At 64.1% G+C, this 26970-nt stretch carries 26 protein-coding genes and 1 tRNA gene; 17 read left to right on the top strand and 10 right to left on the bottom strand.

Annotated elements, in window-relative coordinates; all coding sequences use genetic code 11:
• Positions 1-11 precede the first annotated feature (11 nt).
• The 8 genes from QNA11_RS03705 to QNA11_RS03670 all read left to right on the top strand — a co-directional run bounded on the left by QNA11_RS03705 (position 12) and on the right by QNA11_RS03670 (position 10196).
• Positions 12-2144, top strand: a complete 2133-nt coding sequence (locus QNA11_RS03705; RefSeq protein WP_283482004.1) for a GumC family protein — start codon at positions 12-14, stop codon at positions 2142-2144.
• A 152-nt stretch (positions 2145-2296) separates the two neighbouring features.
• Positions 2297-4240 (top strand): extracellular solute-binding protein, encoded by a 1944-nt coding sequence (locus QNA11_RS03700; protein ID WP_283482003.1) that lies wholly within the window; start codon positions 2297-2299, stop codon positions 4238-4240.
• A 432-nt stretch (positions 4241-4672) separates the two neighbouring features.
• On the top strand, positions 4673-5785 hold the full coding sequence (locus QNA11_RS03695; RefSeq protein WP_283482002.1) for a microcin C ABC transporter permease YejB: 1113 nt from the start codon (positions 4673-4675) through the stop codon (positions 5783-5785).
• 4 nt (positions 5786-5789) lie between these two features.
• On the top strand, positions 5790-6953 hold the full coding sequence (locus QNA11_RS03690) for an ABC transporter permease (protein WP_283482001.1): 1164 nt from the start codon (positions 5790-5792) through the stop codon (positions 6951-6953).
• Positions 6954-6985: 32 nt separating this feature from the next.
• Positions 6986-7234 (top strand): hypothetical protein, encoded by a 249-nt coding sequence (locus QNA11_RS03685; protein WP_283482000.1) that lies wholly within the window; start codon positions 6986-6988, stop codon positions 7232-7234.
• Positions 7231-7677 (top strand): type II toxin-antitoxin system VapC family toxin, encoded by a 447-nt coding sequence (locus tag QNA11_RS03680; RefSeq protein ID WP_283481999.1) that lies wholly within the window; start codon positions 7231-7233, stop codon positions 7675-7677. The genes QNA11_RS03685 and QNA11_RS03680 overlap by 4 nt, the downstream gene beginning before the upstream one ends.
• Positions 7674-9299 carry an ABC transporter ATP-binding protein gene (locus QNA11_RS03675; protein WP_283481998.1) on the top strand — a complete coding sequence of 542 codons (1626 nt, stop codon included), beginning with the start codon at positions 7674-7676 and terminating at the stop codon, positions 9297-9299. The genes QNA11_RS03680 and QNA11_RS03675 overlap by 4 nt, the downstream gene beginning before the upstream one ends.
• 90 nt (positions 9300-9389) lie before the next feature.
• Positions 9390-10196 carry a phosphorylase family protein gene (locus QNA11_RS03670; RefSeq protein WP_202071959.1) on the top strand — a complete coding sequence of 269 codons (807 nt, stop codon included), beginning with the start codon at positions 9390-9392 and terminating at the stop codon, positions 10194-10196.
• A 168-nt stretch (positions 10197-10364) separates the two neighbouring features.
• Here the strand turns inward: QNA11_RS03670 and QNA11_RS03665 are convergent, their stop codons facing one another.
• The 3 genes from QNA11_RS03665 to QNA11_RS03655 are packed head-to-tail and all read right to left on the bottom strand — an operon-like array spanning position 10365 to position 13067.
• Positions 10365-10823: a MaoC family dehydratase gene (locus QNA11_RS03665; protein WP_283481997.1), complete on the bottom strand. Its 459-nt coding sequence runs from the start codon at positions 10821-10823 to the stop codon at positions 10365-10367.
• A 7-nt stretch (positions 10824-10830) separates the two neighbouring features.
• A complete protein-coding gene (locus tag QNA11_RS03660) occupies positions 10831-11682 on the bottom strand; it encodes a C40 family peptidase (protein ID WP_283481996.1) in 852 nt (283 codons plus the stop codon).
• On the bottom strand, positions 11679-13067 hold the full coding sequence (locus QNA11_RS03655; RefSeq protein ID WP_283484155.1) for a leucyl aminopeptidase family protein: 1389 nt from the start codon (positions 13065-13067) through the stop codon (positions 11679-11681). Before QNA11_RS03655 ends, QNA11_RS03660 begins: the two co-directional genes overlap by 4 nt.
• Before the next feature lie 99 nt (positions 13068-13166).
• On the opposite strand from QNA11_RS03655, the gene QNA11_RS03650 reads away from it, so the two are divergent.
• On the top strand, positions 13167-14003 hold the full coding sequence (locus QNA11_RS03650) for a tetratricopeptide repeat protein (RefSeq protein ID WP_283481995.1): 837 nt from the start codon (positions 13167-13169) through the stop codon (positions 14001-14003).
• A gap of 275 nt (positions 14004-14278) precedes the next feature.
• On the opposite strand, the gene QNA11_RS03645 is transcribed toward QNA11_RS03650, so the two are convergent.
• Positions 14279-15217: an outer membrane protein gene (locus QNA11_RS03645; protein WP_202071962.1), complete on the bottom strand. Its 939-nt coding sequence runs from the start codon at positions 15215-15217 to the stop codon at positions 14279-14281.
• 422 nt (positions 15218-15639) lie between these two features.
• Here QNA11_RS03645 and QNA11_RS03640 point away from each other — a divergent pair.
• Positions 15640-15729 (top strand) — tRNA-Ser (locus QNA11_RS03640).
• A gap of 45 nt (positions 15730-15774) precedes the next feature.
• Here QNA11_RS03640 and QNA11_RS03635 read toward each other — a convergent pair.
• Positions 15775-16611, bottom strand: a complete 837-nt coding sequence (locus tag QNA11_RS03635; RefSeq protein WP_283481994.1) for an SDR family oxidoreductase — start codon at positions 16609-16611, stop codon at positions 15775-15777.
• Between the two features lie 135 nt (positions 16612-16746).
• Here QNA11_RS03635 and QNA11_RS03630 point away from each other — a divergent pair, with 135 nt between their 5' ends.
• On the top strand, positions 16747-17124 hold the full coding sequence (locus QNA11_RS03630) for a winged helix-turn-helix transcriptional regulator (RefSeq protein WP_413661875.1): 378 nt from the start codon (positions 16747-16749) through the stop codon (positions 17122-17124).
• Positions 17125-17168: 44 nt separating this feature from the next.
• Here QNA11_RS03630 and QNA11_RS03625 read toward each other — a convergent pair whose 3' ends face one another.
• Complete coding sequence (locus QNA11_RS03625) at positions 17169-17564, bottom strand: ester cyclase (RefSeq protein WP_283481993.1); 396 nt, start codon at positions 17562-17564, stop codon at positions 17169-17171.
• Positions 17565-17643: 79 nt separating this feature from the next.
• Here QNA11_RS03625 and QNA11_RS03620 point away from each other — a divergent pair, with 79 nt between their 5' ends.
• A complete protein-coding gene (locus tag QNA11_RS03620) occupies positions 17644-18087 on the top strand; it encodes a MarR family winged helix-turn-helix transcriptional regulator (RefSeq protein WP_283481992.1) in 444 nt (147 codons plus the stop codon).
• Positions 18088-18239: 152 nt separating this feature from the next.
• Here QNA11_RS03620 and QNA11_RS03615 read toward each other — a convergent pair whose 3' ends face one another.
• The gene (locus QNA11_RS03615; protein ID WP_281927985.1) at positions 18240-18623 is read right to left on the bottom strand and encodes a YidH family protein; all 384 of its coding nucleotides are present in this window, start codon (positions 18621-18623) and stop codon (positions 18240-18242) included.
• A 132-nt stretch (positions 18624-18755) separates the two neighbouring features.
• Here QNA11_RS03615 and hflK point away from each other — a divergent pair, with 132 nt between their 5' ends.
• From hflK to QNA11_RS03600, 3 genes are read left to right on the top strand one after another with little or no spacing between them, the layout of a single operon-like run.
• Complete coding sequence (hflK, locus tag QNA11_RS03610) at positions 18756-19898, top strand: FtsH protease activity modulator HflK (protein ID WP_283481991.1); 1143 nt, start codon at positions 18756-18758, stop codon at positions 19896-19898.
• Entirely contained in the window at positions 19895-20806 is a 912-nt protein-coding gene (gene hflC, locus QNA11_RS03605; protein ID WP_202071968.1) for a protease modulator HflC, read from the top strand. Before hflK ends, hflC begins: the two co-directional genes overlap by 4 nt.
• 59 nt (positions 20807-20865) lie before the next feature.
• Complete coding sequence (locus QNA11_RS03600) at positions 20866-22347, top strand: DegQ family serine endoprotease (RefSeq protein WP_283481990.1); 1482 nt, start codon at positions 20866-20868, stop codon at positions 22345-22347.
• Positions 22348-22494: 147 nt separating this feature from the next.
• Here QNA11_RS03600 and serB read toward each other — a convergent pair whose 3' ends face one another.
• Positions 22495-23421 (bottom strand): phosphoserine phosphatase SerB, encoded by a 927-nt coding sequence (gene serB / locus QNA11_RS03595; protein WP_283481989.1) that lies wholly within the window; start codon positions 23419-23421, stop codon positions 22495-22497.
• Positions 23422-23670: 249 nt separating this feature from the next.
• Between serB and miaA the strand changes: the two genes are divergently transcribed.
• Positions 23671-24585: a tRNA (adenosine(37)-N6)-dimethylallyltransferase MiaA gene (gene miaA, locus QNA11_RS03590; protein ID WP_283481988.1), complete on the top strand. Its 915-nt coding sequence runs from the start codon at positions 23671-23673 to the stop codon at positions 24583-24585.
• Here miaA and QNA11_RS03585 read toward each other — a convergent pair.
• Positions 24522-25403, bottom strand: a complete 882-nt coding sequence (locus QNA11_RS03585; RefSeq protein ID WP_283481987.1) for an RMD1 family protein — start codon at positions 25401-25403, stop codon at positions 24522-24524. The genes miaA and QNA11_RS03585 overlap by 64 nt on opposite strands.
• Positions 25404-25548: 145 nt before the next feature.
• Between QNA11_RS03585 and fdxA the strand changes: the two genes are divergently transcribed.
• Complete coding sequence (gene fdxA, locus QNA11_RS03580) at positions 25549-25887, top strand: ferredoxin FdxA (RefSeq protein WP_202071973.1); 339 nt, start codon at positions 25549-25551, stop codon at positions 25885-25887.
• Between the two features lie 489 nt (positions 25888-26376).
• On the opposite strand, the gene QNA11_RS03575 is transcribed toward fdxA, so the two are convergent.
• Positions 26377-26967 (bottom strand): hypothetical protein, encoded by a 591-nt coding sequence (locus tag QNA11_RS03575; protein ID WP_283481986.1) that lies wholly within the window; start codon positions 26965-26967, stop codon positions 26377-26379.
• Between the last annotated feature and the right edge of the window lie 3 nt (positions 26968-26970).

The following is a 26970-nucleotide window of genomic DNA, read 5'->3' as shown; positions in this document are numbered from 1 at the left end:
AACTGGTTTAGATGACGAATTCGCGCGCGACAAAAAACAGCCAATCTACGGGTCGCGCGGGCGCCGCCGCCGACGGCGTTTTGGATCTTTGGCGCGAACCCTCGCGGCGCGCCTATGCGATCATCGACCCCGGCGCCGTCTGGCTCTTCCTGCGTCGCAATGCGCTTCGCATCCTGACGACGTCGGCAATCGCCTCCGCGGCGCTGTTCGGCGCGTCTATTTTTATCTTCAAAAAATATACGGCGACCGCAATTGTCATGGTCGACCCGCGCAGCGCGCGCGTCACGAAATCGGGCGGCGTCATTTCCAACATCGGCGGCGACGCCATCGCGATCGAAAGCCTCGTGCAGGTCGCCAAGGGCGAAGGTTTTCTCGCCGAGCTGGTCGATGCGCTGGACTTGACCAAGGACCCTTATTTCGGCGGAAGAGGCGACGAACCCGAGGCGAAGCGTCTTTCGACGGTCGAGAAACTGGCCTCGAAACTCGCCATCGCGCGCCGTGGCACGACCTATGTGATCGACGTCACCGCCGTGACGAATTCGGCCGAGGCGAGCGCCCGGCTCGCCAACGCCGCCGCAAAGCAGCTCGTCGTCGATCAGAACGAATTACGCACCGGCGCAAGCTCCAAGACCGCGCAGGAAATCGAAGCGCGGCTGACCGAGCTTCGCGGTCGCGTCAACCGCGCCGAAGAAGCCGCGGCGGAGCTGAAGGCGCGTCTGAAAGTCACCGATGCGGGCCAAGGATATACGCTTCTCGAACGCCGCATCGCCGAACTGAACCAGCAGCTCGTCCTCGCCGGCGCCGGCGCGGCCGAAGCGCGGGCGCGGTTCGAAACGCTGAAAAAACTGGGGCCGAACGCCGGCGAAAGCCTGCCGCAATCCCTCCAATCCCCCGTGCTCGCCACGCTGCGCGGCGATTACGCCCGGCTCTCCAGCCAATCGGCGGATCAAGCGACCGTGCTCGGACCGCGCCACCCGGAAGTCCTGAGACTGAACGCGCAGATGGCCGATCTGCGGCGGCAGATCAGCGCCGAATTCACCCGGATGATCGCCTCCGCGAAAACGGCTTTCCTCGAAGCCCAGGAGCGCGAGGCCGACCTTTCGCGCCAGTTGAAGGCCGCGCAGACGGAAAGCGGCGAGCTTGGTCCGCAAATGGTCAAGCTCGGTGAATTGGAGCGCGAAGCCAAGGCCGAACGCGATGTCTATGAAGAGCTTCTAAACCGCCAGCGCGAGCTTGCTCAGGTCAAGGGGCTGGAGCCCAGCGACATCCGCATCGTGTCGCCCGCGACGCCGCCGACGAAGACGTCGCCGAGCCGCATCTTGCTCGCCATCGGCAGCACCGTCCTCGGCCTGATTGCGGGGCTCGCGTATGCGATCGCACGCGAATGGCGACAGACGACGCTGCGCACCGCCTCGCAAGCCGAACGGCTCGGTGGCGCGGGCGTTCTCGGCTTCCTGCCGCTCATGGGCGCGGCGCAGGCCAAGGAGCCAAGCGACGACACTCTTCCAAATCTCACCCCCTGGCTCGCCGAAATCTGCGCGGACTTAGCGCCCGACGCTGGCGGCGAGAGCGTCACCCTGCTGATTTCGTCGACGCGGCGGGGCGAAGGGCGCTCCACCGTCGCCGCGAATATCGCGGTCTATCTCGCGCAGGGCGGCGACCGCGTTCTGCTCATCGAGGCGGACAAATCCGACCATGTGCGCAAGCCGGGCTTCGGCCTTCTGGACATTCTGGATTCCGGCGAAAACTTGAGAAGCGCGCTCGTCGATCAGGCGTCCGCCGGATATACTTTTCTTCCCTATGGCGGCCGCACGGTGGCGCGCGAAAGCTCGATCGGGGGGCTCATGAGCGGCTTGACGCTGCGCGCGACCCTCAATCTCGCCCGTCTCTGGTTCGACGTCATCGTGATCGACGGCCCGCCGGCGCTGGAGGGGCCGCATGCGCGCTTTCTGGCGGCGCAGGCGGATCAAACCGTGTTCCTCGTCGAATGGGACAAAACGAGCGCCGCGGAGGTCGACGCCGCGCTGGAGCGGCTGGATCTGAACGAGGTCGCCGTCGTCTATAACAAGGTCGACGCGAAACGGCTGCGCCTATACGACCCCGAACAGTCGCAGCAGATGACCGATCTCGCCGCCGCGGCATAGCGCCGAAGGGTCAGAGCGGACCGCGAGCCTTCAGGCTCGCATTCCACGGCGAGCCTGAAGGCTCGCGGTCCAAAGCCCCCTCCCCTCTCTATCGGTCGAATGGCATAAAGTCTGGCGGCCCCGCCAAAAACCGACATAATTCAGGGAGAATCATGAAGCGCGCGCCAGCGGCGCCCGTCCCCCTGCCCGAGGTCAATTTGGCTGATCGTCCCTTCGCCTATCCGCTCTCCCGCCGCGGTCTGATCCGATCCGGCGCGCTCGGCGCCGCCGCCCTCTTCGCCCCTGCGGGCTTCGCCAAAGGCGCGAACCAGGCTTCTGCCGCGCCGGCGCTGGCGCCGGGCGAGACCGAGAGCCACGGGCTCTCGACCTTCGGCGATCTCGCCTTGCCCACCGACTTCAAGCAATTCGGCTATGTGAAGGCGGATGCGCCAAAAGGCGGGCAGCTCACGCTCACCACCCAGGCGTCGACCTATGACTCGCTCAACGGCTTTATTCTGCGCGGCACGCCGGCGCAGGGCGTCTCGCTCATTTTCGACAGCCTGCTGACGTCGAGCCTCGATGAGCGCGACGCCTATTACGGCCTTGTCGCGCGCGCCGTGCGCATCTCGCCGGATAAGCTCACCTATCGGTTCCTGCTGCGCAAGGAGGCGCGCTTCCACGACGGCTCGCCGCTCACGGCCGAGGACTGCGCCTTCTCGCTCAATATCCTCAAGAGCAAGGGCCATCCGATCATTTCGCAGATGCTGCGCGATCTGGTCTCGGCCGAGCCCGAGGCGGACGACGTTCTCGTCGTCAAGCTGGCGCCGGGCCGCACGCGCGATCTGCCGCTCGTCATCGCTGGGCAACCGATCTTCTCGAAGGCCTATTACGCCAACCGCGCCTTCGACGAGACCACGCTCGAACCGCCGCTCGGCTCGGGCGCCTATAAGATCGGCGCTTTCGAACAGGGCCGCTTCAACGGCTTCGACCGCGTCGCCGATTATTGGGGCAAGGACCTGCCCGTGAACGTCGGTCAGAACAATTTCGACCACATCAAGTTCGAATATTTCGGCGACAGCAATGTCGCCTTCGAAGGCTTCAAGGCCGGAACCTATACGCTGCGGGTGGAAGACACGGCGCGCATCTGGGCGACGGGCTACGACTTCCCGGCCGTGCGCGAGAAGCGGGTCCTCAAGGAGACCTTCCAGAATAACCGCATCCCCGGCATCCAGGGCTGGTGCTTCAACACTCGGCGCCCCATGTTCAAGGACGCCCGCATCCGCGAGGCGCTCGGCTACGCCTTCGACTTCCAATGGGCGAGCCACAATCTGATGTATGACGCCTATAAGCGCGTCACCTCCTATTTCGAGAACTCGGACTTGGCGGCGACCGGCGAACCCGACGCCGCAGAGCTCGCTCTGCTGGAGCCGTTCCGCGCCGAGCTCTCGCCGCAAGTCTTCGGCCCCGCGCCTTTGCCGCCGGTTTCGGACGGCTCCGGCCAGGACCGCAACCTCCTGCGCAAGGCCAATGAGCTGCTGCTCGCGGCGGGCTGCGTGCGCAAGGGCGACAGGCTGCTTCTGCCCGACGGCAATCCGCTCGAGTTCCAGTTCCTCGACCGCTATAATCTCTTCGAGCGCCTCACCCTGCCGTTCATCAAAAATCTGAAGCTGCTCGGCGTGACCGCCACCTTCCGGGTGATCGACAGCGCGCAATATAAGCAACGGATGGAGACGTTCGACTTCGACGTCACGGTCGACAACATGCTGATGAGCCACTCGCCGGGCGAGGAGCTGCGCAATTATTTCGGCTCCGAGGCGGCGACCTTCAACGGCTCGCGCAATCTTGCCGGCGTTTCGAGCAAGGCGATCGACGCGCTGATCGACAAGGCGCTCAAGGTGGAAACGCGCGCCGAGCTCGTCACCGTCTGCCGCGCGCTCGACCGCGTGCTGCGCGCCGGGCATTATACGCTCTTCCATTATTATACGCCGGTCGACCGCATCGCCCATTGGGACGTCTTCGGAAGACCCGACCAGCCGCCGAAATATGAGGTGGGCTATACCTCCACCTGGTGGTGGGACGAAGAGAAGGCCAAGAAAATCAACTTCGCGGGACGGTGATGGTGGTTCGCCGATCGATCGGGAATCTAAGGCAGGACCGACCAAGCTTGCCACCGCCCAATATCTTCCCTTTACGGGGAGGTCGGCGGCCAAAGGCCGCCGGGTGGGGTTCTCGCCGCCAAGACTCGGGCCGGGGCGGACCCCACCCGACGCCGCTTCGCGGCGCCACCCTCCCCGTAAAGGGGAGGGAGACGCTCACGCCCAGCCTTCGCCTGATTGCCCCAGGCTTTCGGCCCGCTGGAATGGTTTCGTTTGAACAGCTCGCATTGGGGCTTGTCATTCCCGGCGGGCTGAAAGCCCGACCGGGAATCCAGAGCCACAAAAGCGCTGTTTCTGCTCTGGATTCCCGATCGCTCGCTGCGCGAGCGTCGGGAATGACACTGATCCAATCAAGCGGATCTCGCATGACATCCGAACGGGAAATATAGACAAATGGGCGCCTATATCGCGCGACGCGTGCTGCTGATGATCCCGACCATTCTCGGAATCATGCTCATTTCCTTCGCCATCGTGCAGTTCGCGCCGGGCGGGCCGGTCGAGCGGATCATTGCGCAGCTGCAGGGATTCGACGTCGGCGCGACTTCGCGTTTCTCGGGAGGCGGCGGCGACGTCGGCCATTCGGGCGGCGCGCAGGCGACCGGCGGCGCGGCGGACACCTCGTCCAAATATCGCGGCGCGCAGGGCCTCGATCCGAAATTCATCGCGGAACTGGAAAAACAGTTCGGCTTCGACAAGCCGGCCTGGGAACGCTTCCTGCTGATGGTGAAAAACTACGCCATGTTCGATTTCGGGCGTAGTTATTTCCGCGACGAAAGCGTCATCAAGCTCATCGGCGAGAAGCTTCCCGTCTCCATGTCGCTCGGCCTATGGATGACGCTGCTCTCTTATTCGATCTCCATTCCGCTCGGCATCGCCAAGGCGGTGCGCGATGGAACAAGGTTCGACGCCTGGACCTCCAACGTCATCATCATCGGCTACGCCATTCCGAGCTTCCTCTTCGCCATGCTGCTGATCGTGCTCTTCGCGGGCGGCTCTTTCTGGCAGATTTTCCCGCTGCGCGGCCTCACATCCGATGATTTCGGGCAGCTCTCTCTCTTGGATAAGGCGAAGGATTATCTCTGGCATATTGTGCTGCCGGTGAGCGCCATGACGCTCGGCGCCTTTGCGACGCAGACCTTCCTGACCAAGAACTCCTTCCTCGACGAAATCCGCAAGCAATATGTCCAGACCGCGCGCATGAAGGGCCTGACCGAGAACCGCGTTCTCTATGGCCATGTCTTCCGCAACGCGATGCTGATCGTCATCGCCGGCTTTCCTGGCGCCTTCGTGCACGCCTTTCTGACCGGCTCCGTGCTGATCGAGACGATCTTTTCGCTCGACGGGCTCGGCTATCTCTCCTTTGAGAGCATCGTGAACCGCGATTATCCAGTGGTCTTCGCCAATCTTTATATCTTCGCCTTGCTCGGCCTGGTCGTGAATCTGATCTCCGACCTCACCTACACATGGATCGATCCAAGGATCGATTTCGAGACGCGCGAGGTTTGAGCCGATGAGCGTGATCGACTCCGATATCAAGCTTGCCCCGCCCATCGCCCGCAACGGGCTGCTGCGGCTCTCGCCGCTTGACCAGCGCCGGCTCGCCAGTTTCAGGGCCAATAAACGGGGCTATTGGTCCTTCTGGATCTTCATGACGCTCTTCGTCATGTCGCTCCTCTCCAACATCCTCGCCAACGACCGGCCGATCGTCGCCTGGTACAAGGGCGAGCTTCTATTTCCCGCATTCGTCTCCTATCCGGAGGAGAAGTTCGGCGGCTTCCTCGCCCGCACGGATTATCGCGATCCGGTGATCGCCAATGAGATCGAGGCGCATGGCTGGATGCTGTGGCCGCCGATCCACTACTCCTACGACACGCATAATCTCGAGCTGCCGGTGCCGGCGCCGTCGCCGCCGACCTGGATGCTGACGCAGAAGCAATGCGAAGCCGCCGTCGCCAAGGGCCTGCACCCGGGCGAAGCCAACCGCGGCTGCGCGGCGCTGGAATATAACTGGCTCGGCACGGACGATCAGGGACGCGACGTGGTGGCGCGGCTCCTTTACGGCTTCCGTATCTCGGTGCTGTTCGGGCTTATCCTCGCGACGATCTCCTCCGTCGTCGGCGTCGCGGCGGGGGCGATACAGGGCTATTTCGGCGGGCGCGTGGATCTCGTGTTCCAGCGCTTCATCGAGGTCTGGTCGTCGCTGCCGCAGCTTTATCTGCTCATCATCATCTCGTCCTTCCTGACGCCGGGCTTTTTCGTGCTGCTGGGAATCCTGCTGCTGTTTTCCTGGGTGTCGCTCGTTCACGTGGTGCGCGCCGAGTTCCTGCGCGCGCGAAACTTCGAATATGTGAACGCCGCTCGGGCGCTGGGGCTGTCGAACTTCCGCATCATCGTGAAGCATCTCCTGCCCAACGCCACGGTGGCGACGCTGACCTTCCTGCCCTTCATCCTCAATTCGTCGATCACGACGCTGACGGCGCTGGACTTCTTGGGCTTCGGCCTGCCGCCGGGCTCGCCCTCGCTCGGCGAATTGCTGCTGCAAGGCAAATCCAACCTCCAGGCGCCCTGGCTGGGCCTTACCGGCTTCGCCATCATCGCGCTCATGCTGTCGCTGCTCGTCTTCATCGGCGAGGCCGTGCGCGACGCCTTCGATCCGAGGAAGAACTTCCAATGATCCGTGGTAGGATGCCACAGGAGGCCAAGGCCATGAACAAGATTGTGCGACGGCACTTCCCGGCAGAAAGGCTACCCAAGGACTTGAGGGACGAGATCGGTGACGGAAGGCACGTCACAATTACGATCGAGATCGAAGAAGAACTCGGGCCGCAGAAAACCGCTGAAAAGGATTGGTTCTCTCGATACGAGCGGCTTCGTCGCAGCACTTTTCACTCACTCGAAGAGGTCAACGAGCATGTGCGCGCCATGCGCGACGAATGGGATGATCGCGAGCGATGACCATTCGCATTTATCTCGACTCTAATGTTTTCATAGACGCTTTTGAAAATGACGATGTCCCAGTCACCAGAGGACGGCGCGTGCTGGATCATGTGAGAAACGGCGGCGCAATCGGAGTGATCAGCGAGCTGGTCGTCGCCGAGCTGTTGACGAAACCGTTGGAGAACGATGACGCCGAGATGTACGAGGCTTATGTGAGCTTGTTCGACTCATCGCGGACAATCGAGACACACCCAATCGATCAGCGCGTGTTGGTGCGCGCCGCGCGCCTGAGGGCGACAGTCAAATCTCTCAAAATGCCCGACGCAATCCATGCCGCGACCGCGCAAATTCAAGGTTGCGCGGGATTTGTAACTGCTGACAGACGGCTCTTGTCAGCGCTCGGCATCAACGCTGTTCCTCTCGACTCTTCGACAGTCGACAACATACGCGCCCTCGCATGACCGACTCCCCTCTCCTCGACGTCCGCGACCTCTCGGTGGCCTTCCTGCAAGGCGGGCGCGAAACCATCGCCGTGGACCGCGTCTCCTTCTCGCTCGAACGCGGCAAGACGCTGGCGCTCGTCGGCGAGTCGGGCTCGGGCAAATCCATCAGCGCCCTCTCCATCGTGCGGCTGCTGCCGCCCGGCGCCATGGCGACCGGCGAGGCGCTCTTCGGCGGCCAGGACATGCTGAAAGTCAGCGACGGCGCGCTTCGGGCCGTCCGCGGGGCGCGGATCACCATGGTCTTTCAAGAGCCCATGACCTCGCTCAATCCGCTGCAGACCATCGAGCAGCAGATCGCCGAAATTCTGGAGCTGCACGGCATGCGCGGGGGCGAGGCCCTGCGCAAGCGCGTCGTCGAGCTGCTGACCGAGGTTGGCATCCCCGATCCCGAGGCGCGGCTCGGCGCCTATCCGCACCAGCTTTCTGGCGGCCAGCGGCAGCGCGTCATGATCGCCATGGCGCTCGCCAATAAGCCCGACCTCCTCATCGCCGACGAGCCGACGACGGCGCTCGACGTCACCGTGCAGGCGCAGATCATCGCGCTGCTCGAACGTCTGCAGCAGACCTATGGCATGGCGATCCTGTTCATCACGCACGACCTCAATCTCGTGCGGCGCTTCGCCGACACAGTCTGCGTCATGCAGAAGGGCCGGATCGTCGAAAGCGGCGACGTGCCGAAGGTCTTCGAGACGCCGAGCCATCCCTATACGAAAGCGCTGCTCACAGCCGAGCCAAAGGGCGATCCCATCGTCGAGGACGAGAAGGCGCCGATCGTGGTCTCGGCCGATAATCTGCGCGTCTGGTTCCCGATCAAACGCGGCTTCATGCGTCGCACCGTTGATCACGTAAAGGCCGTCGACGGCGTCAGCGTCACGGTGCGCGAAGGCGGCACGGTCGGCGTCGTGGGCGAGTCCGGCTCCGGCAAGACCACGCTGGCGCTCGCCATGCTCCGCCTCATCCGCTCGGAGGGGCCGATCGTTTTTCTCGGCGCGCGCATCGACGGCAAGAGCGTCTCAGAAATGCGCCCGCTGCGACGCGACATGCAGGTGGTCTTCCAGGACCCCTATGGCTCGCTGTCTCCGCGCATGTCGGTCGCCGATATCGTCGCGGAAGGGCTCACCGTGCAGCGGCCGGAGCTGACGCTCGACGAACGCCGTGAAATCGTCGCGCGCGCCTTGACGGAAACCGGCCTCGATCCCGCGACCATGGACCGTTATCCGCATGAGTTCTCTGGCGGCCAGCGTCAGCGCATCGCCATCGCCCGCGCCATCGTTCTGGAGCCCAAATTCGTCGTGCTCGACGAGCCGACCTCCGCTCTCGACATGACCGTGCAGGCGCAGATCATCGACCTGCTGCGCGATCTGCAAAGGCGGCGCGGCCTCGCCTATCTCTTCATCAGCCACGATCTGCGCGTCGTGAAGGCGCTCGCCGGCGAGCTGATCGTCATGCGGCACGGGAAGGTCGTCGAATCCGGCCCGGCCGCGAAGCTCTTCGCTGAGCCGGAAAGCGACTATACGCGCGCGCTCTTTGCGGCGGCCTTCCGCGAAACACCGGCGCTCTCCGATCGAGAGCTCCCTTGATCTCCGCTGTCGCCATGCTTGATCGCCGCCGCGGGCGCTGCGACAATCCCAGGCAGAGTTCGAAGCGATTCTTGGACAATAGAGGTTCCTATGAGCGCCCCTGCTGAAGAAGCTGCGGCAATTATCAGATCGCGTTGCGACATCGGCGCCGTCGACAGCGCGATCATTTTGAGCCGTTTGTTTTTCAGCTCGGCGGATATTGGCGAGCGCGTCGCCACCTTCGCCTATGCCGAGCTGCCGGGCTTTCCTGTCGCTCCTGGCCTCGAGGACGGCGAGCTGATCGTCTCCATGGTCGACGGCGCCCCGGCGGTGCTGCTGAAGGGAACCTCGACCTTCCACGAAACCGGCGATCCGAGCCTCATGGCCGGACCGATGGAGACCCTCGCGCTTCTGGGCGTGCGCAGCGTGCTCTGCACGGGGCTCGTGCAATCGGTGCAGGCCGACCTCGTGCCGAGCAGCATCGTGCTCGTGACCGACCATATCAATTTCACCGGCCTCAACCCGCTGATCGGCGCGCCGGCCGACGGCAAGGCCGTCATCAATATGAACGACGCCTATGACAAGCGCCTGCTGCGCCGCGTGAAGGCCGCTGCGGGGAGCGCGGGCGTTTCGCTGCACGAAGGTATTTTGATGTGGTTCTCCGGCCCGAGCTTCGAGACGCCGGCCGAAGCAAAAGTCGCGCGCCAGCTCGGCGCCGATCTCATCGGGTGGAACATCGTTCCCGAAGCTATCCTCGCGCGACGCTACGGGATGCTCTTCTCGGGGGTCACGGTCGTCACGGATTTCGGGGCGGGCTTCTCCAACGGCAACCCCTCGCCCGACCTCACGCGCGGCCCCGCGGTCGCCGGCGTCGTCGCCTGCAAAAGACTGCTGCGCAATTTCTGCAAAATCCGCTGAGGGGCTACGAAATCTGCTCGATTGGGTCATTGTCATTCCCGACGCTTGCGCAGCGAGCGATCGGGAATCCAGGGCAATGTTAGCTACTATTGCTCTGGATTCCCGGTCGGGCTTTCAGCCCGCCGGGAATGACACAGCCCAATGCAAGCTGTTCAAACGGAAATGGTATTACTTCTCATCAGACCTGCGTAAGGCGAGCATCGTCGCCTCGATCGTCTGCACCGCCACGCCATCCTGATTATAGGTCGAGGCCTCGAAAGTGACGTAGCCCCTGCCCGTTTGCGAGCGGGACGGCCGCAGTTTTGTAATCTCGCCCTCGATATGCAAGCGATCGCCGGGCCGCACCGGCCGCTTCCACGAAATCCGCGTATCCGTCCCGATGACGCCGCCGGCGAAAGCCAGTCCGCAGAAGTCGAGCAACAGGCGCAAGGTCAAAGCGCCCGTCTGCCAGCCGCTGGCGATCAGGCCGCCGAAAAGACTCTCTTTCGCCGCCTCCGGATCGACGTGGAAATATTGCGGATCATTGTCGCGCGCGAAGCGGATGATCTGCTCCTGCGTCACCTCGACGGCCTCGGAGCGCAAAGGCTGGCCGACGTAAAGATCGTCGAAGAAAACTACTTTTGTCATCGTCGCGCTATCTCGTCAGACGCTTCACGCTGGTTATGTCGCCGGCCCCCGCCTCGAGATTGCGCGCCCGCACGAGATCCAGTGGCTCGCTGGAAACAAGCATATGCGCGCCATTGGCGTGCAGCAGCGTCGTCGCGTCGCGCATGATCCCGACATGGCCCTTCCAGAAGATCAGATCGCCGCGCATGAGCGGCGCGCCGATGTCCACGGGCGCGCCAAGTTGCGCCTCCTGCATGTCGCTGTCGCGCGGCGCCGCTTTGCCCGCGGCGGCGAGCGAAATCTGCACAAGGCCGGAGCAGTCGACGCCAATCGACGATTTGCCGCCCCAAAGATAGGGCGCGCCGATCAGCGTCTCCGCGACCGCGACGAAGTCTGGCGCGGTCGCGTCGAGCGGCGCGAGATGCGGGCGCCAGATGAAGCCCAGATCGCGCGTGACGAAAAAATTATCGCGCGCGTCGACGATCTCGACTTCGGCGGAAAGGGGCAAGGCCAGAAGCGGCGGCTGCTTGATGCTCGCCGCCGGATAGACGAAGGTGCGCGGCACGCAGACGCTATGGGTGGGCTCGCGCAAGGCGCTCCACAGCGTGTTGGCGGCGATCCAGCCGACATAGCCGTCGCGCGCGAGCTGCGCCCAGGCCCAGCCCTCCTCCTCGTCATAGACGGTGACGCGCTCGCCATAGAGCGCCTGCGTGTCGATCGGGCAATCGGGGCGCGGTTCGCGGCGCAGGTCGACAACGCCCTCTTTCACTTCCATTACGGCGCCTTCGACGAAGCGCTCGGCCGTGACGCGGCCCTTGAGATGCGCCGCGGCAATGTCGGGACGCGCGGGGGTGAGCCGCCGATCGAATGTCTCGCTCACGCCGTCGCCTTCTTCTTCGCACGCGTCTCGATGAGGTCGTACAGCAGACGCGCGGCCTGCGCCTCGCCCCCCTCGGGGCGTCCGGGTTTGGTTGAGGGATTCCAGCAATAGACGTCGAAATGCGCCCAGCGGGTGGGATCGCTGACGAAGCGCCGCAAGAACAGCGCCGCGACGATGGAGCCCGAGAAGCCGCCGCTCGTGACGCTCACGAGATCGGAAATCTTGCCGTCGAGCCCGCCGTCGTAATTCTCCCAGAGCGGCAAGCGCCAGACGGGATCATTGGCGCTGCGCCCGCAAGCGGCGATCTCGTCCGCCAGCGTATCATCTCCCGTATAGAAAGGCGGCAACTCCGGCCCCAGCGCAACGCGCGCCGCGCCGGTCAGTGTCGCGAAGTCGAACAAGAGATCGGGCTGATCTTCGCTCGCGTAAGCCAGCGCGTCGGCGAGAATGAGACGCCCCTCCGCATCCGTATTGCCGACTTCGACAGTGAGCCCCTTGCGGCTGCGATAAATATCGCCCGTGCGGAAGGCGTTCGCGGAAATCGAGTTCTCAACGATCGGCAGCAGCACCCGCAGTCGAATCGGAAGGCCGGCGTCAATCAGCATAGCGGCCAGAGCCAGCGCCACGGCGGCGCCGCCCATGTCCTTTTTCATCAGCGCCATCGCTGAGGAAGGTTTGATGTCGAGGCCGCCAGTGTCATAGCAGACGCCCTTGCCGACGAGCGTCACCCTCAGCCCGTCTTCGGGCCCATGGGTGAATTCCACGAGGCGCGGCGCCTGGGCAGAAGCGCGGCCCACCGCGTGAATCAGCGGAAAATTCTCGACGAGCAGCGCATCGCCGACGATGGCGCGCGACGGTGCGCCAAATTTGGCGGCAAGCGCGAGCGCCGATTCGGCCAGAGCCTCCGGCCCCATGTCATTTGCCGGCGTGTTCACGAGGTCGCGGCCGAGCGCGACTGCGCTCGCAATACGCTCGACGCGGGCGCGATCGATGCCCTGCGGCGCACAGAGGCGCGGCTTTTCGCCTTTCGGCGCGACATAGCGCGAGAAGGAATAGCTTGCGAGCAGAAAGGCGAGCGCGGCGGTCTGCGGGTCGGCGACGCTCTCGCCAAGACGATAGAGCCCGGCGGGCAGAGACGCGGCGAGCTTGCCGGCGAGGAAGGGATCGCGCTTTTTGGCGTCCGGCGCTTCTACGCCGAAGAAGACGCGCGCCGGGGCGCCGTCGAGCGCGGGCGCAATCAGCAGGCTTCCCGGCTTCGCCTCGAATGCATTTGCGGCGGCAAGCGCAGCAACCGTCGCGGGCAAGGCCTCCTTCGCCTGCGGCCACCGGCTCATATCCACGAAGTCGATCGCGATCGCCTCGGTCGACCAATCCTCGAGCTTCATCGTCATCGGCGCGTATAGCCTCCGTTAAGCATCCATTAGGGTTAACGCTTTATTGCTCGCGTCTGAAGCTCTCTCACAAGACAACGGACCAGATTCGCCGTGCATAAGGCGCTCTCCCCTACCGCGAAACCGCTCCGTCTCTGCGCCGTCGCCATTGCCGCGCTCATCGGCCTCTCCGGCTGCAACAAGACCTCTCTCGGCGACATCACCGGCTCCATCGGCCGTCCCTCGACCACGCTGCCGACGGACGAAGGACAGCTTCGCCGATTCGCCGAGGAATGGGGACAGCGCTACGACCGGAGCCCGAAAGATAAGGTGACGGCCATGACCTACGCCAGAGCCTTGCACGCGCTGGACCAGAATGCGCAGGCGGTCGCCGTGCTGCGCGGGCTCGCCATCGTCTATCCCGAGGATATGAAGGTGCTCGGCGCCTATGGCAAGGCGCTTGCCGACGCCGGCAACGTCAAAGAGGCGGCGGAAGTCCTACAGAAGGCCCATACGCCCGAGCGGCCCGACTGGTCCGTTCTCTCGACGCAAGGCTCGCTCGCCGATCAGCTCGGCGACCACGAGGCGGCGCGCGGCTATTACGAAGCGGCGCTGAAGATTCGCCCGAACGAGCCGACGGTTCTTTCCAACCTCGGCCTTTCCTATGCGCTGGCGAAAAACCTGCCGCGCGCCGAAGAGACGCTGCGCCTCGCCGCGAATCAGCCCGGAGCCGATATGCGGGTGCGTCAGAACCTCGCCCTGGTGCTGGCGCTGCAGGGGAAATTCTCCGAGGCCGAGGAATTGTCGCGCCGCGATCTCTCGCCGATCGACGCCGCGCAGAACGTCGCCTCCATCCGCCAGATGATCTCGCAGTCAGACACCTGGCGCGACATCCAAACCGGCGGCGCCGGTCGTGGAAACGCGGGAACGAAGCGCGCCGCTGCGCGCTGAAGACACAGCCTCCAAAAGCGAAAAGGCCCGGCTTTTCAGCCGGGCCTCAGTTTGTTGACAAACCTCCGAGGCGGCCTCGTCCTTCGAGACGCGAGCGTCGCTCGCTCCTCAGGATGAGGCCTAAGTGTTTGACCCAGATGCAGAAGCTCCTCATGCTGAGGAGCCTGCGCGGCAGGGCGTCTCGAAGCACGAGGGGCGTCAATCCATCACGTCGCCAGAAAGCCGAAAGGCCCGGCCTTTCGGCCGGGCCTCTCGTTTCGATCTAACTGAATAGATCAGTATTTCGCGACGATCGGAGCCGGAGCGCCCCAATTGAAGTGATAGTTCAGGCCCGCGCGAACGATGTTGCCGTTGAAGCGAGTCGTGACTTGCGGGAAGGCGGAGCTGTAAGTGCCGCCGGGAACGGCCGACGCCGGGCCGGCGACATTGACCAGCGGGCTAGCGGCCACAGTGACGCTGCCCAGATCATAGTAGAGATACTCGACCTTGGCGGACCAGTTCGGCCAGAACATCCATTCGACGCCGCCGCCAGCCGTCCAGCCAACGCGCGTGTCCGAGAACGCCGCACCGGAGAAATAGCTGTTCGGAAGACCGGCATCCCGGAGTTCCGTGCCGACGGAGCCGTAGTTCAGGCTGACGCCGCCGTAAGCGAGACCGCCCGTGCCATAGACCAACAGAGTCGGCGTGGCCAGCCAGCCAAGACGACCGCGCACCGTTCCGATGTAATCGAGAGAGCGCGACACGGAGGTCGTCTGAACGAGCAGATTGGTGAAGCGCGGGTTCTGGAGCGCGGCCGCGGAGGTCGCGTTGCTGCGGGACGAGGCGATACCCTGAATGTCCGCCTCGACGCCGACGACGAAGCGGTTGTAGAACTGCCAGTTGTAGCCAATCTGGCCACCGCCGATGAAGCCACCCTGGTTTCCATTGCTGATATTGCCGGACGAAACCGCGGCCAGAAGCTGGCTGGAGCTCGGAACAGCGGCGCAGCCAGGGAACGCGGCATTACATCCGCCCGGGAAAGACGAATAAGTGATATTGTTGCTGTTGGACCACGTTCCGCCAGCGTTCAAGCCGACGTAGAAGCCGGTCCACAGCGGAGCCGGCGGGGGCGGCGGGGGGAGGACCGGCGGGCCCTTGCGCGACGGAAGGTCGGCCGCGAGCGCGGAGCCGGCGGTCAGCGCCAGAGCGGCGACCGAAAGAGCGACTTTTTTCATTCCAGCCTCATATTTCAAAAACAAAGGTCGGAGACGCGCCAAAGGCATGTCCTCGAGGAAGCGCCAGGCTGGGCGGAGGAAGCAATCCCTCCACGCCAAAGCCTTCGCCACTAATCAGCAGGCGCCCATGCTTATTGTCAACGAACTCCATGCCCCAAACCGCCCCCGCGCGCCATTTAGTCCCGGACCGTTGCACGGGAGACACTATGCCGCCTGTCAATGAGGCAGGAAATCGCGGGCGCCGACCTCCAACGGCTCGATCCTCACGAATCGGGGCGCAGCAACACGGCGCGCGTGAGAAATCCACAGGCCGCCCCGGTTTCCTCAAAAACGAGCAGATTGGGACGCCGGGGGCCGCCACTCTGCTTGCCAAGACGGGGCGCTTTGGCATATGTCCCATTCACGCGCGACGCAGCGCGAGCGGAGACGTGGCCGAGAGGCTGAAGGCGACGGTTTGCTAAATCGTTATAGGGGAAACCCTATCGTGGGTTCGAATCCCACCGTCTCCGCCAGTTGCCGCCCATCGTCCTCTCCGGCCAGTTAATCCTGCAAGATCGCTACGCGGACAGCTCGCGCGCATGATCCTGCGCGTAGGTTCGTAGCGAACGCGGCGGGGCGCCGGTCAGCGTCTCCACGTCGGCGGTGACGGCAGCGGTCCATCCCTCGCGCACGGGGTAGAAAATCGACGCCAGGAACGCCGCATAATCGGGCGGCGCGCCCGCGCCGGTCAGCATGCCGACAAAGGCTTCGTCGTCCACGGGTCGGTAAGCGATCGGCTTGCCCACGACCTGCGAGAGAATCTCCGCGGCTTGCGCATAAGAAAGCGCTTCCGGGCCCGTCAGATTGAAGGCCCTGCCGTCGAAATCGCCTGATGTCAGCGCGGCGGCGGCGCATGCCGCAATATCCCGGGCGTCGATGAAGCTCGATTTGCCGTCGCCGGCAGGGAGGGCGATCTGACCCTGGTCGATTCCCGCCTTCCAAAAAGTGTGGAAGTTGTCGGCGAACCAATTGGGGCGCAGGATGACATAGCGCGCGCCCGACGCCGCCAGCGCGATTTCGACCTGGCGGTAGGGGATGGAATCGTCGGCGTCGACGCCGAAAGCGCTCTGGAAGACGATTTTCACCTTGCGGGCCGCAGCTGCTTCGATCACCGGCAGCAGCAGCTCTGTCGCGTTCACATAGCCGGACGGCAGCAGCACAAAAGCGCGGTCGACTCCCTCGAAAGCAGCGTCGAAAGTTTCCGGCCTGCCATATTCGAAGACGACGCCTTCCGCGCCTTCCACGGAATGGCCGCCGCGGGAGGCTGCCTTCACCGCCTCGCCTTTCGCCAATAACGCTTTCACGAGCGGGCGTCCCACTGTGCCGCTGGCGCCAAGAACAAGAACCTTTGCCATGCTATCCTCATTGGTTTCTGATTGAAACTAGCTATCAATATGATAGGTAGCATGGGGTCAGACACCTAAGAAGAGAGCACTTTCAGCTCACCTGGTTTCCACCTGGAAACCTGACGAAAACGCAGCGCCAGATCCATGACCTCGATGCTAAACGCCTACAATGTCTATGAAGACCGCTGTCCGACGCGGCTGTTGCTGGATCGGCTGGCCGATAAATGGGCGTTGCTGATCCTCGACCGGCTTCAGGAAGGGCCTGTCCGGTTCAATCGCCTGCGCCGCGACATCAAGGGCATTTCACAAAAGGTTCTGTCGCAGACGCTGAAGAAGCTGGAGCGCGATGGTCTCGTCTCTCGCGCAGTGTTCGCGACTGTTCCGGTGACGGTCGAATACAGCCTGACGCCGCTCGGCCAGACGCTCAACGAGACGGTTTCGGCGTTTGCGCATTGGGCGGAGCGCAATATGGATGCAGTGCTCGCGGCGCAGCGCGCCTATGACGAGGCCGGAGCCGCCTGATAGTTTCGTTCGAGAAACCATGCCCCTCGCCCCGCCCTTCTGCGTCAGAGCGCCAGCGCCCCGATCTGCTGCAAGACGCCCAGGCGATCGACCTGAAGCCACGCACGCGTGAGCTTGCCGTCGCTTGCCTGGTAGATGGCGATCCCCTGCTGAACCGCGACCTTGCCTGTTGGGGCGACGCCGGCCAGCGGCCCGAGATGCGCCGCTTCGAAGCGCCAGCGCAGGCATACTTTATCGCCTGCCGCGAACAGGTCCTCGAGTTCGAATCGCAGATCAGGAAAGGCCGTCACCATCCGTTCGACGGTTTGCCGGAAACCTTGCGGTCCCCGCTCGCCACTCGCGCCGGCGAAATCGTCAGAGAGATAATCCGTCAGCCGATCCAGCCGACGCGGGTTGAGACAGTCCTCATAGAGACCTTTGACAAGTTCGGACGGGGTCATGGTATACCTCTGACTGACAACATGCTGTCAATTTGACAATATGCTGTCAATGTAGCCGCTGGCAATTCGGGAAATCATCATGCGCACGCCCCAGGGCGAAGAAATGAGCCGTCTCGTCTGGGAAATCCTGCAGACCGCCAACCGCCTGACGGATTCCGGCAACAGGCTGAGCGCGCCCTTCGGTTTGACCGCCGCACGTTGGCAGGTCATGGGCGCGATCGCTCACCAAGCTTTAACCATTGCGGAAGTTGCTCGCCGGCTATCTCAGACGCGACAGGGCGTCCAGCGTTTGGCCGACGAACTGGTGCGTGACGAGCTTGCTGCTTACAGCCCGAATCCGGGCCACCGCCGCGCCAAACTGCTCGCCCCGACGACTCGGGGCGCTACGTCGTACCGGGAGCTGATGGAGGCGCAAGCAAAGTGGATGAATGCTCTCTGCGCCGACTTGCGGCTCGACGACATCGCAGCCGCGCGGGGAGTGCTGGCGAAACTCGCTTCCGCCCTGGAGAATAGCCGATCATAGATTGCGACAGAACCGAAGCATCGGCATAGTTCTGATCTGGGTCTCGCGGAGGTCTGACCATGAACGAATTCGGCAACGGCTTTCTCGTCAACGCGCTGATCGGCTTCGGCCTCGCGCTGCTGATCTCTTTCGCCTTCGTCTGGTATCGCTGATTAGAACACCACCAGATAGGCGCTGAAAATCGCCACCCCCAGCACCAGCGCCGAAAGCGCCCAAAGGGTCCAATGCGTCGCGCTCGGCCTGTGGGTCTCTTCGTCCTCGAGCAGACGTGCGGTCTGCAGCAGCCTGATTGTGGCGATGACGATCATTGTCACGCCGGAGGCGATCAAGGCGGCGCCGCCATAGCGCGCGGTGTGACTTGGCAGCCGGTGAAGGGCAAGGAGACCGGCGTTGTTGCCCGCCCCTGCCGCCAGCGCGAGCAGGAAGAGATTGAAGCGCTCGATGACGAAGCCGAGCGCAATAACCGCGATCCCTGTGCGGACCCAGGCGAGAAACGTCCGCTCATTGGCCGCGATATTGGCGTAATCCCGTATCATGGGGATGCTCTCTCCTGTCTCTGCCGCGCAGGGAATCGTCCGCGATTGCCGCCACGCCGCCAAATGCCTATAACATCCCGGGCGACGCGAAGCCGCGCCCGAGGCCACTTCCACATTTAATCGCGAGACGAGATGCCCTGGAGCGATCAAGGCGGCCCGCGCAATCAGAACAATAGCCCTTGGGGACAACAGGGCGGGCCCTGGGGCCAGGGCTCGGGCGGCGGCGCGCAACCGCCGGATCTCGAAGAGCTCTTGCGCCGCAGCCAGGAAGGTCTCAAGCAATTTATGCCGGCCGGCTTCGGCGGCGGCGGCATGCTGATCCTCGTTCTCCTGACCCTGCTCGCCTGGCTGCTGTCCGGCTTCTACACGGTCGGGCCCAATGAGATCGGACTCAATCTCATCTTCGGCAAATATCGCGGCAAGACGCAGGCGGGCCTCAATTACAACCTCCCCGCCCCTGTCGGCTCGGTGATCAAGCTCGCGGTGACGGACCGCAACATCACCGACGTGGGCTTTCGCGAGGAGGCGGCGGCGCCAGAGGGGCGCCGGCGCGGCGGGCAGGTCACGCGTCTCGGCCCGGAGGCGCCGGAAGAAAGCCTGATGCTGACCGGCGACGAAAACATCGCCGACATCAAATTCCGCGTCATCTGGCAGATCGACCCCTCCAAGCCCGAGGATTACGCCTTCAATCTCGCCAATCCGCACACGACGGTGAAGGCGGTCGCCGAGAGCGCCATGCGCGAGATCGTCGGCCAGTCGCAGATTCAAAAAATCCTCACAGCCGACCGCAAAGTGATCGAGCCCGCCTCTCAGGCGCTGATGCAGAAGCTGCTCGACGACTATCACAGCGGGGTCATGGTGCTGCAGGTGCTGCTGCTTTCGGTCGACCCGCCGCAGCAGGTCATCGCCGCCTTCCGCGACGTGACCGCAGCGCAGCAGGATTTGCAGCGGCTCGGCAATGAGGCGGAGGCCTATGCGAATCGCGTCGTGCCAGAGGCGCGCGGCGCCGCCGCACGCATCCTGCAGGAGGCCGAGGCCTATCGCGAGCAGACGGTCGCCGAAGCGCGCGGCCAGGCCGGGCGTTTCGAGAAGATTTACGAGCAATATAAGAACGCTCCGGCGCTCACCCGCCAGCGGCTCTACATCGAGACCATGGAGCGCGTCCTCGGCGGCGCGGAGAAGGTGATTCTCGACGATCCCGCCAAGGGCGGCGCCTCGGTCGCGCCCTTCATGCCCCTGCCCTCCTTTGCCCCCTTTCAGGGAGGACAGAAGTGAAAAACGGCCTCCTCTTCGCCCTCGCCATTCTGGCCCTGATCGGCGTCGCCGCCGTGGGCGGCGCGCTGTTCACCGTTGAACAAACCGAGCAGGCGCTGGTGCTGCGATTCGGCGAGCCCGTCGCGGGGCGCGGCCTCATCACCGAGCCGGGACTGCATTTCAAGATTCCGCTCATCGAGAATGTGGTCACCTTCGACAATCGCATCCTCGACGTCGAAAGCCCCAATCTCGAAGTGCTCGCAGCCGACAATCAGCGTCTCGAAGTCGACAGCTTCATTCGCTACCGCATCGTCGACGCGCTGAAATTCTATCAGTCGGTCAATAGCGTGCAGGGCGCCAATAACCAGCTCGGCTCGGTGCTGAACTCCGCCGTGCGCCGCGTGCTGTCGGAAGCCAATCAACGGCAGATCGTGCGCGACGAACGCTCGGCGCTGATGGCGAAAATCAAGCAGCAGGCCGACTTGGAGGCGCGCCGCTTCGGCGTCGAGGTTGTCGACGCCCGCATTCGCCGCGTTGACCTGCCCCAGCAGATTTCAGAAAAAGTTTACGGCCGCATGCAGACCGAGCGTCAGCGCGAGGCCGCCGAATATCGCGCACAGGGCGCCGAGCAGGCGCAGAAAATTACCGCAAAGGCGGATCGCGATGTGATTGTCCTGAAGGCCGAAGCGCAGCAGAAGGCCGATCAGACGAAAGGCGAAGGCGACGCCGAGCGCAACCGTATTTTCGCCGAAGCTTTCGGCAAGGATCCGGACTTCTTCGCCTTCTATCGCTCGATGCAGGCGTATGAAGCCGCGTTCAAGCCGGGCGAGACGCGCTTTCTCGTCAGTCCGCGTTCCGCGTTTTTCCGTTTTTTCTCCGCCCCCGAGGGAAGCGCGAGCGCCCCGCCGGAGCCGGCGCAAAAGCGATAAACCAAGGGCGCCGGCGGCGGCGCGCCAACAAGAACAATGTCCCTCGAGGAGCAAAACGCATGATCCCCGCATTTCGTCGCGCCGCTCTGGCGCTCGCGACGGCCTCTTCCCTATGGCTCGCCGGCCCGGCGCACGCCAAAGGCCCCGACTCCCTCGCCGATCTCTCGGCCCAGGTTTCCGACGCGGTCGTCAATATTTCGGCGACGCAGACGCTCGAGACCAAGCGCGGTAAGGGCGGCGATGCGCCCGGGCTGCCGCCGGGCATGGGGCCTGGCGCGCCTTTCGACGATCTCTTTGAGGAGTTTTTCAAGCGCCGCGGCCAGGGCATGCCCGACCTGCCGCGCCAGCGCAAATCATCCTCGCTCGGTTCCGGCTTCGTCATCGACGCCGCCGGCATCGTCATCACCAATAATCACGTCATCGCCGACGCCAGCGAGGTGACGGTGATCTTCAACGACGGCCAGAAACTCAAGGCTGAGATTTTGGGCAAGGATCAGAAGGTCGACGTCGCGGTTCTGAAGGTGAAGCCGGAGAAGCCGCTGAAGGCGGTGAAATTCGGCGACAGCGACAAGGCGCGCGTCGGCGACTGGGTGCTCGCGGTCGGCAATCCGTTCGGCCTCGGCGGCTCGGTGACGGCGGGCATCGTCTCGGCCCGCAACCGCAACATCGATAGCGGCCCCTACGACAACTACATTCAGACCGACGCCTCCATCAACAAGGGCAATTCCGGCGGCCCGTTGTTCAACATGGACGGCGAGGTAATCGGCATCAACACCGCGATTCTCTCGCCCTCGGGCGGCTCGGTCGGCATCGGTTTCGCGACCCCCGCGAACACCGTGCAGCCTGTGATCGAGCAGCTCCAGCAATATGGCGAGACGCGCCGCGGCTGGCTCGGCGTACGCATCCAGAACGTCGACGACGCCATTGCAGAGACGCTCAACCTCGGCGCGCTACGCGGCGCGCTGGTCGCTGGCGTCGATGACAAGGGCCCGTCGAAGCCCGCTGGCATCAAGGCCGGCGACGTGATCGTGAAATTCGACGGCAAGCCGATCAAGGAATCGCGCGACCTGCCCAAGCTCGTCGCCGCGACGCCCGTCGGCAAAGACGTCGACCTCGTGATCGTCCGCTCCGGCAAGGAGGAGACCAAGAAGGTCAGGCTCGGTCGCCTGGAGGACGGCGAGAAGGTCGCCTCGCGCGACGGCGGCGACAAGGAAAAGCCGGAAACGAATAGCCCGGCCTCCCAGAGCGCGCTGGGGCTGGAGCTTTCGCGCCTCACCGACGATCTGCGCGCGCGCTTCCAGATCAAGGACACGGTGAAGAACGGCGTGCTGATCACCTCCGTCGACCCGTCGTCCAACGCGGCGGAGAAGCGGTTGCAGCCGGGCGAAATCCTTCTGGAGGTCAATCAGGAGCCGGTGAACGAGCCCTCCGACGCCGTGAAGAAGATCAAGGCGCTGAAGGAAGCGGGCAAGAAGACGGCGCTGCTGATCGTGGCCAATGGCCAGGGCGACGCGCATTTCGTGGCGCTGCCGGTAGACTAAGCCCTCATCCGACCCTCGCTGACGCGAGGGCCACCTTCTCCCGCGAGCGGGAGAAGGAGAGAACCCGGAGGTTTCGGAACGCGACTCCTTCTCCCGCTCGCGGGAGAAGGTGGCCCCGCAAAGCGGGGTCGGATGAGGGCCGTCCCCTCACTCCCTAAAGTCGTTCTTCCGATACCCTTGCGCATACAGCAGCGCCGTCAGATCCGCGTGGTCGATCCGCGCCGCCGCGACGTCGGCCACCTTCGGCTTGGCGTGATAAGCGACGCCGAGCCCCGCTTCCCGCAACATATCGAGATCATTGGCGCCGTCGCCGATTGCGAGCGTCGCCACGGGGGCCAGTCCGAGCCTCTCGCGCAAGCCGACAAGCGCGGCGCGCTTGCCTTCCCTGCCCTGCACCGGCTCGATCACCGCGCCCGTCAAGGCGCGCTCCACGATCTCCAGCCGATTGGCGAAAGTCTCGTCGAAGCCGATGCGCGCGGCGACCGGCGCGGTGAATTGCGTAAAGCCGCCGGTCACGAGCGCCGTATGCGCTCCATGCGCACGCATGGTCTGCACGAGGACGCGGGCGCCCGGCGTGAGCGTGATGCGGGCGACGATCGTCTCGATCTGATCGAGCGTCACGCCGGCCAGCAGCGCGACGCGCTCCTTCAACGCCGCCTGAAAATTCAGCTCGCCCGCCATTGCGCGCTCGGTGATGGCGGCGATACGGTCGCGGATGCCGATCAGCCCAGCAAGCTCGTCGATGCATTCCTGCTCGATCATGGTCGAGTCCATGTCAGCGACGAGGAGACGCTTGCGGCGGCCTTCGGCCGGCTGAACGACAATATCGATGGCCTCCCCTGCGAGCGCAGCCTGCAATCGCGCGCGCGCGACGTCCAGGTCTGGCGCGTCGAGGAAAACGTCGGCGGCGATGTCTGGCGCGAGCCAATCCAGCTTCGGATCGCCGAGCCCGGCTTCGCCCAACGCGCGCCGGACGACCGCCGCGGTTAGCGCGACGCTATGTCCGGCAACAAAGGTTGCGACGAGTCCCGCGCTCGACTCGCCTCCCGCTTGGTGGCCTTGTGAGTCACTCATTTCGGAACCGTCATGGCCGGGCTTGTCCCGGCCACCCACGGCTCACCGAGGGACAGGGCCGGCTCTGTGCCAGAGACCGGTCCGGACGATGCGGGTGGTTTTCCGAGGTCGAAGTGGGCCCGCCCCACAAGAGCGACCATTGCGCGGCGTGGATAGCCGGGACGGGCCCGGCCATGACGACGCGGCAAAGTGACTAAGTGTCGGTTGATCGCCTTTGACATCCAGCCCATTTCCGCCGCAATAGCCGCCATGTCCCCGCGCGCCATTCTCATCGCAGGTCCCACAGCCTCGGGCAAGTCGGCGCTGGCGCTCGCCATCGCCGAGCGCGTCGGCGGCGCAGTGGTCAACGCCGACTCCATGCAGGTCTACCGTGACCTGCGCATCATCACCGCGCGGCCGACGCTAGAAGAAGAGACGCAGGCGCCGCATCTCCTCTTCGGCCATATCGATGCAGCGGTGAATTACTCCGTCGGCCGCTATCTCGCCGATCTCGCGCAGACGCTGGCCGACCTCGACGCGCGCGGCGTGACGCCGGTCATTGCCGGCGGCACAGGCATGTATTTCAAAGCCGCGCTTTACGGCCTTTCGGACATTCCCGCCGTGCCCGAGGAGGTGCGCGCGCAGGTGCGCGCGGCGGCCGAAGGCGCGAGCCCGCAGGAGCTTTACGCCGAGCTTTTGTCGAAAGACCCGGAGACCGCGGCGCGGCTGCGCCCGACAGACCCGCAGCGCATTCTGCGCGCCCTCGAGGTTTTCGCCGCGACGGGCAAGCCGCTCGCTTCCTTCCAGGGGCCGCGTTCGGCGCCGCTGATCGACGCGGCGCAATGCCCGGCCTTCTTTCTCGCGCCCGAGCGCGAGACGCTCTATGCGCGCATCGACGCGCGTTTCGATAAAATGATGGAGATGGGCGCGCTCGACGAAGTGGCCCGCCTAGGCGAGCGCAAGCTCGATCCCGCTCTCCCGGCCATGCGCGCGCATGGGGTTCCGCATCTCATCGCTTATCTCGACGGGCGCATGTCGTTAGAGGAGGCGATCATGCGCGGCAAGATCGACACACGTCACTACGCGAAGCGGCAGTTCACCTTCGCGCGGCACCAATTGCCTCACTTCACATGGCTGTCCATGGACGATCCGCGGGTTGCGGTCGAGGCCGCCTGTATCTGGTGAAGATAATGCTGTCCGGAGAACATCTGGAACAGCGACAGGCCGATCTCCATCGCGATCAGCACGATGATGATCCATTCGAGTCGCACCGAACGGTCGGCGTCGATGAGATCGGTGAGCGCCCGCGCGGTCTCGCCGATCACGTCGATCTTGGCGTTGAGCGTGCGTCCGCGCGCCTCCAGCTCATATTCGTCTTCGAGACGCGCATAGAGGCGTTCGAGATCGGGCCGATCCCAAAGAACGTCGGGCTTGTCCTCGACGGCGACGCGGCCGGAGACGCGATGACGCACGAGCAGCGTCTGGCCGATGAGCTCCAGCATGGATTTGCGCCGCCATGGCGGGCGGCCCCTGCTGGCAAGCTCCGCCGCGAAAGGCTCGATCGTGTCGAAGACCGCATTGACGCGGCGCTCGTCGCGCGCCAGCGCCACGCTTTTCGCCAAGGCGTCGGCGATGACGAGCAGCCGCGCCTCGGAAAGATCCTTCACTGCAAGGCGGCCGTTCGGCAGCGGCTTGTCCTCGCCGTCATGCGTGATTTCGATGACGAGCGTCTCGTCGTCGCCCCGCGAGGCGCCGGCGACCCGCGCGCCGATCTTGGTGACGATCTCGTCCTCTTCGAGCGGCGAGAGTCCGAAGAGGACCGCGACGCCGAAGCGGTAAAGCACGGCGAAGCCCGCCTGCCCGGCATGGAAGGCGAGCGGCGCGGTCGACACCAGATCCGCCCGCTCCAACCCGACGGTGTCGATGCGTTCGCCGAGCAGCAAGGCGCGCGCCGTCATGGTTTGCGCAACGGCGTGTGTCGCTCTGAGTTCAACGTCGGTCATAATCGTCCCGCTTGAATCCTATTGTAGCCATATCGCGGCGGCGCCAAAATCACCATGGCCATGCCTTGCATGACGGCGGCAAAAACGCTAGCTAGCGCGGCAATCGACGCGAGACGCTCACAAATCGTCGAAAGAGACAATTCACATGACTTATGTCGTCACGGAAAACTGCATCAAGTGCAAGTATATGGATTGCGTGGAAGTTTGCCCCGTCGACTGCTTCTACGAGGGCGAGAACATGCTCGTCATCCATCCGGACGAATGTATCGACTGCGGCGTCTGCGAGCCTGAATGCCCCGCCGAGGCGATCAAGCCCGACACCGAGGAAGGCCTCGAGAAGTGGCTGCAACTGAACGCCGAAATGGCGCAGAACTGGCCGAACATCACCATCAAGCGCGACCCGCCCGCGGACGCCAAGGAATGGGACGGCAAGCCCGGCAAGTTCGAAGCCCAGTTCTCTTCCGAGCCCGGACAGGGCGACTGAGATCACCTCAAGCCGCCCGTCGCGAGCCGATTCGTTTCGGCCGCCAAATGTGCGCCGGGCGGCGGCCCAATCTTTCCACACCCTTAACTTTGCTTGATAGCAGAGCGAATTTCGTAACTTACTGACGAGTTTCCCACCCTCCTGGCAAAAACCGGGCAAGGGTTTTTTTGATTTTGGCGCCGCGGCGTGATATAGAGAATGGTAATAAACGCCGCTCGGCCATCACGGGCCGACGACGGCTTGCCTCACAGCATGAGAAAGCGCGCGCCTTAGAGCGTCCGAATTCCCTATCTCGCCCGCGCCTCTGGCTTAAGGTGTCAGTTCAGAAACTTGCCTGCCAAGACGCTTTGTTCGTCTCGCGGCAAGAGGACAGCAGGATCATCCCGTCTCCACAGCGAGATGCAAAAGGAGTGCCCCGCGTATGCCGTCCGCCAAGAAGAACGATATAACAAAGAAAGGGGTCGGCGCTACAGCTACCTCCGCGCGTTCTCAGGGATCGGCGTCGAAAAGCGGTAAAGCCGCACGCCCCGGCGCCGCGACGTCCGATGGCGCCAAAACGAGCAAATCCGCTGCAAAGAGCGCCAAGACAGCGGCAAAGACGCGCGTTGAGGCGCCTGTGACGACCGCAGCGAAGGCGACGACAAAGACCAGCGGCAAAAGCGGCGCGGACGCTGCCGCCCGCAGCGCCGCGGCGTCCGACGCGCGCGCGTCCGCATTGGCCAAGAACGTCGCTGCGCGCGGGGCTGTCGCCGCAGCCCCGGGCAAAGCCGGCGCAAAGACTGTCAGGTCCGCGGCGAAGACCGCCGCAACCGCCGTCGTGAAGTCAGACGAAAAAATCACGCCCGCCAAGGCGCACAAGACGGCGGCGTCCATCGAGAAACCGAAACCAGTGGCGAAGCCTGCCGCGGCGCCGGCCTCGGCCAACGCCGCCGCAACGTCCAAGGCCGCCCCGGAGAAGGCTGCGCTCGCCACAGCTCCCGCCCGCAAAGCCGAGGCGACGAGAACCTCTGAACCCGTTACGTCCGCCGCGGCGCACAAGCCCGCAACGGCGACTGCTGTTGCGCCAGCCCGCGACGCCAAGCC

The sequence above is a fragment of the Methylocystis sp. JR02 genome, assembly GCF_030063565.1.
Lineage (GTDB): Bacteria > Pseudomonadota > Alphaproteobacteria > Rhizobiales > Beijerinckiaceae > Methylocystis > Methylocystis iwaonis.
The sequence above is the reverse complement of the archived record's forward strand: the minus strand, read 5'-3'. Positions and strand labels throughout refer to the sequence as shown.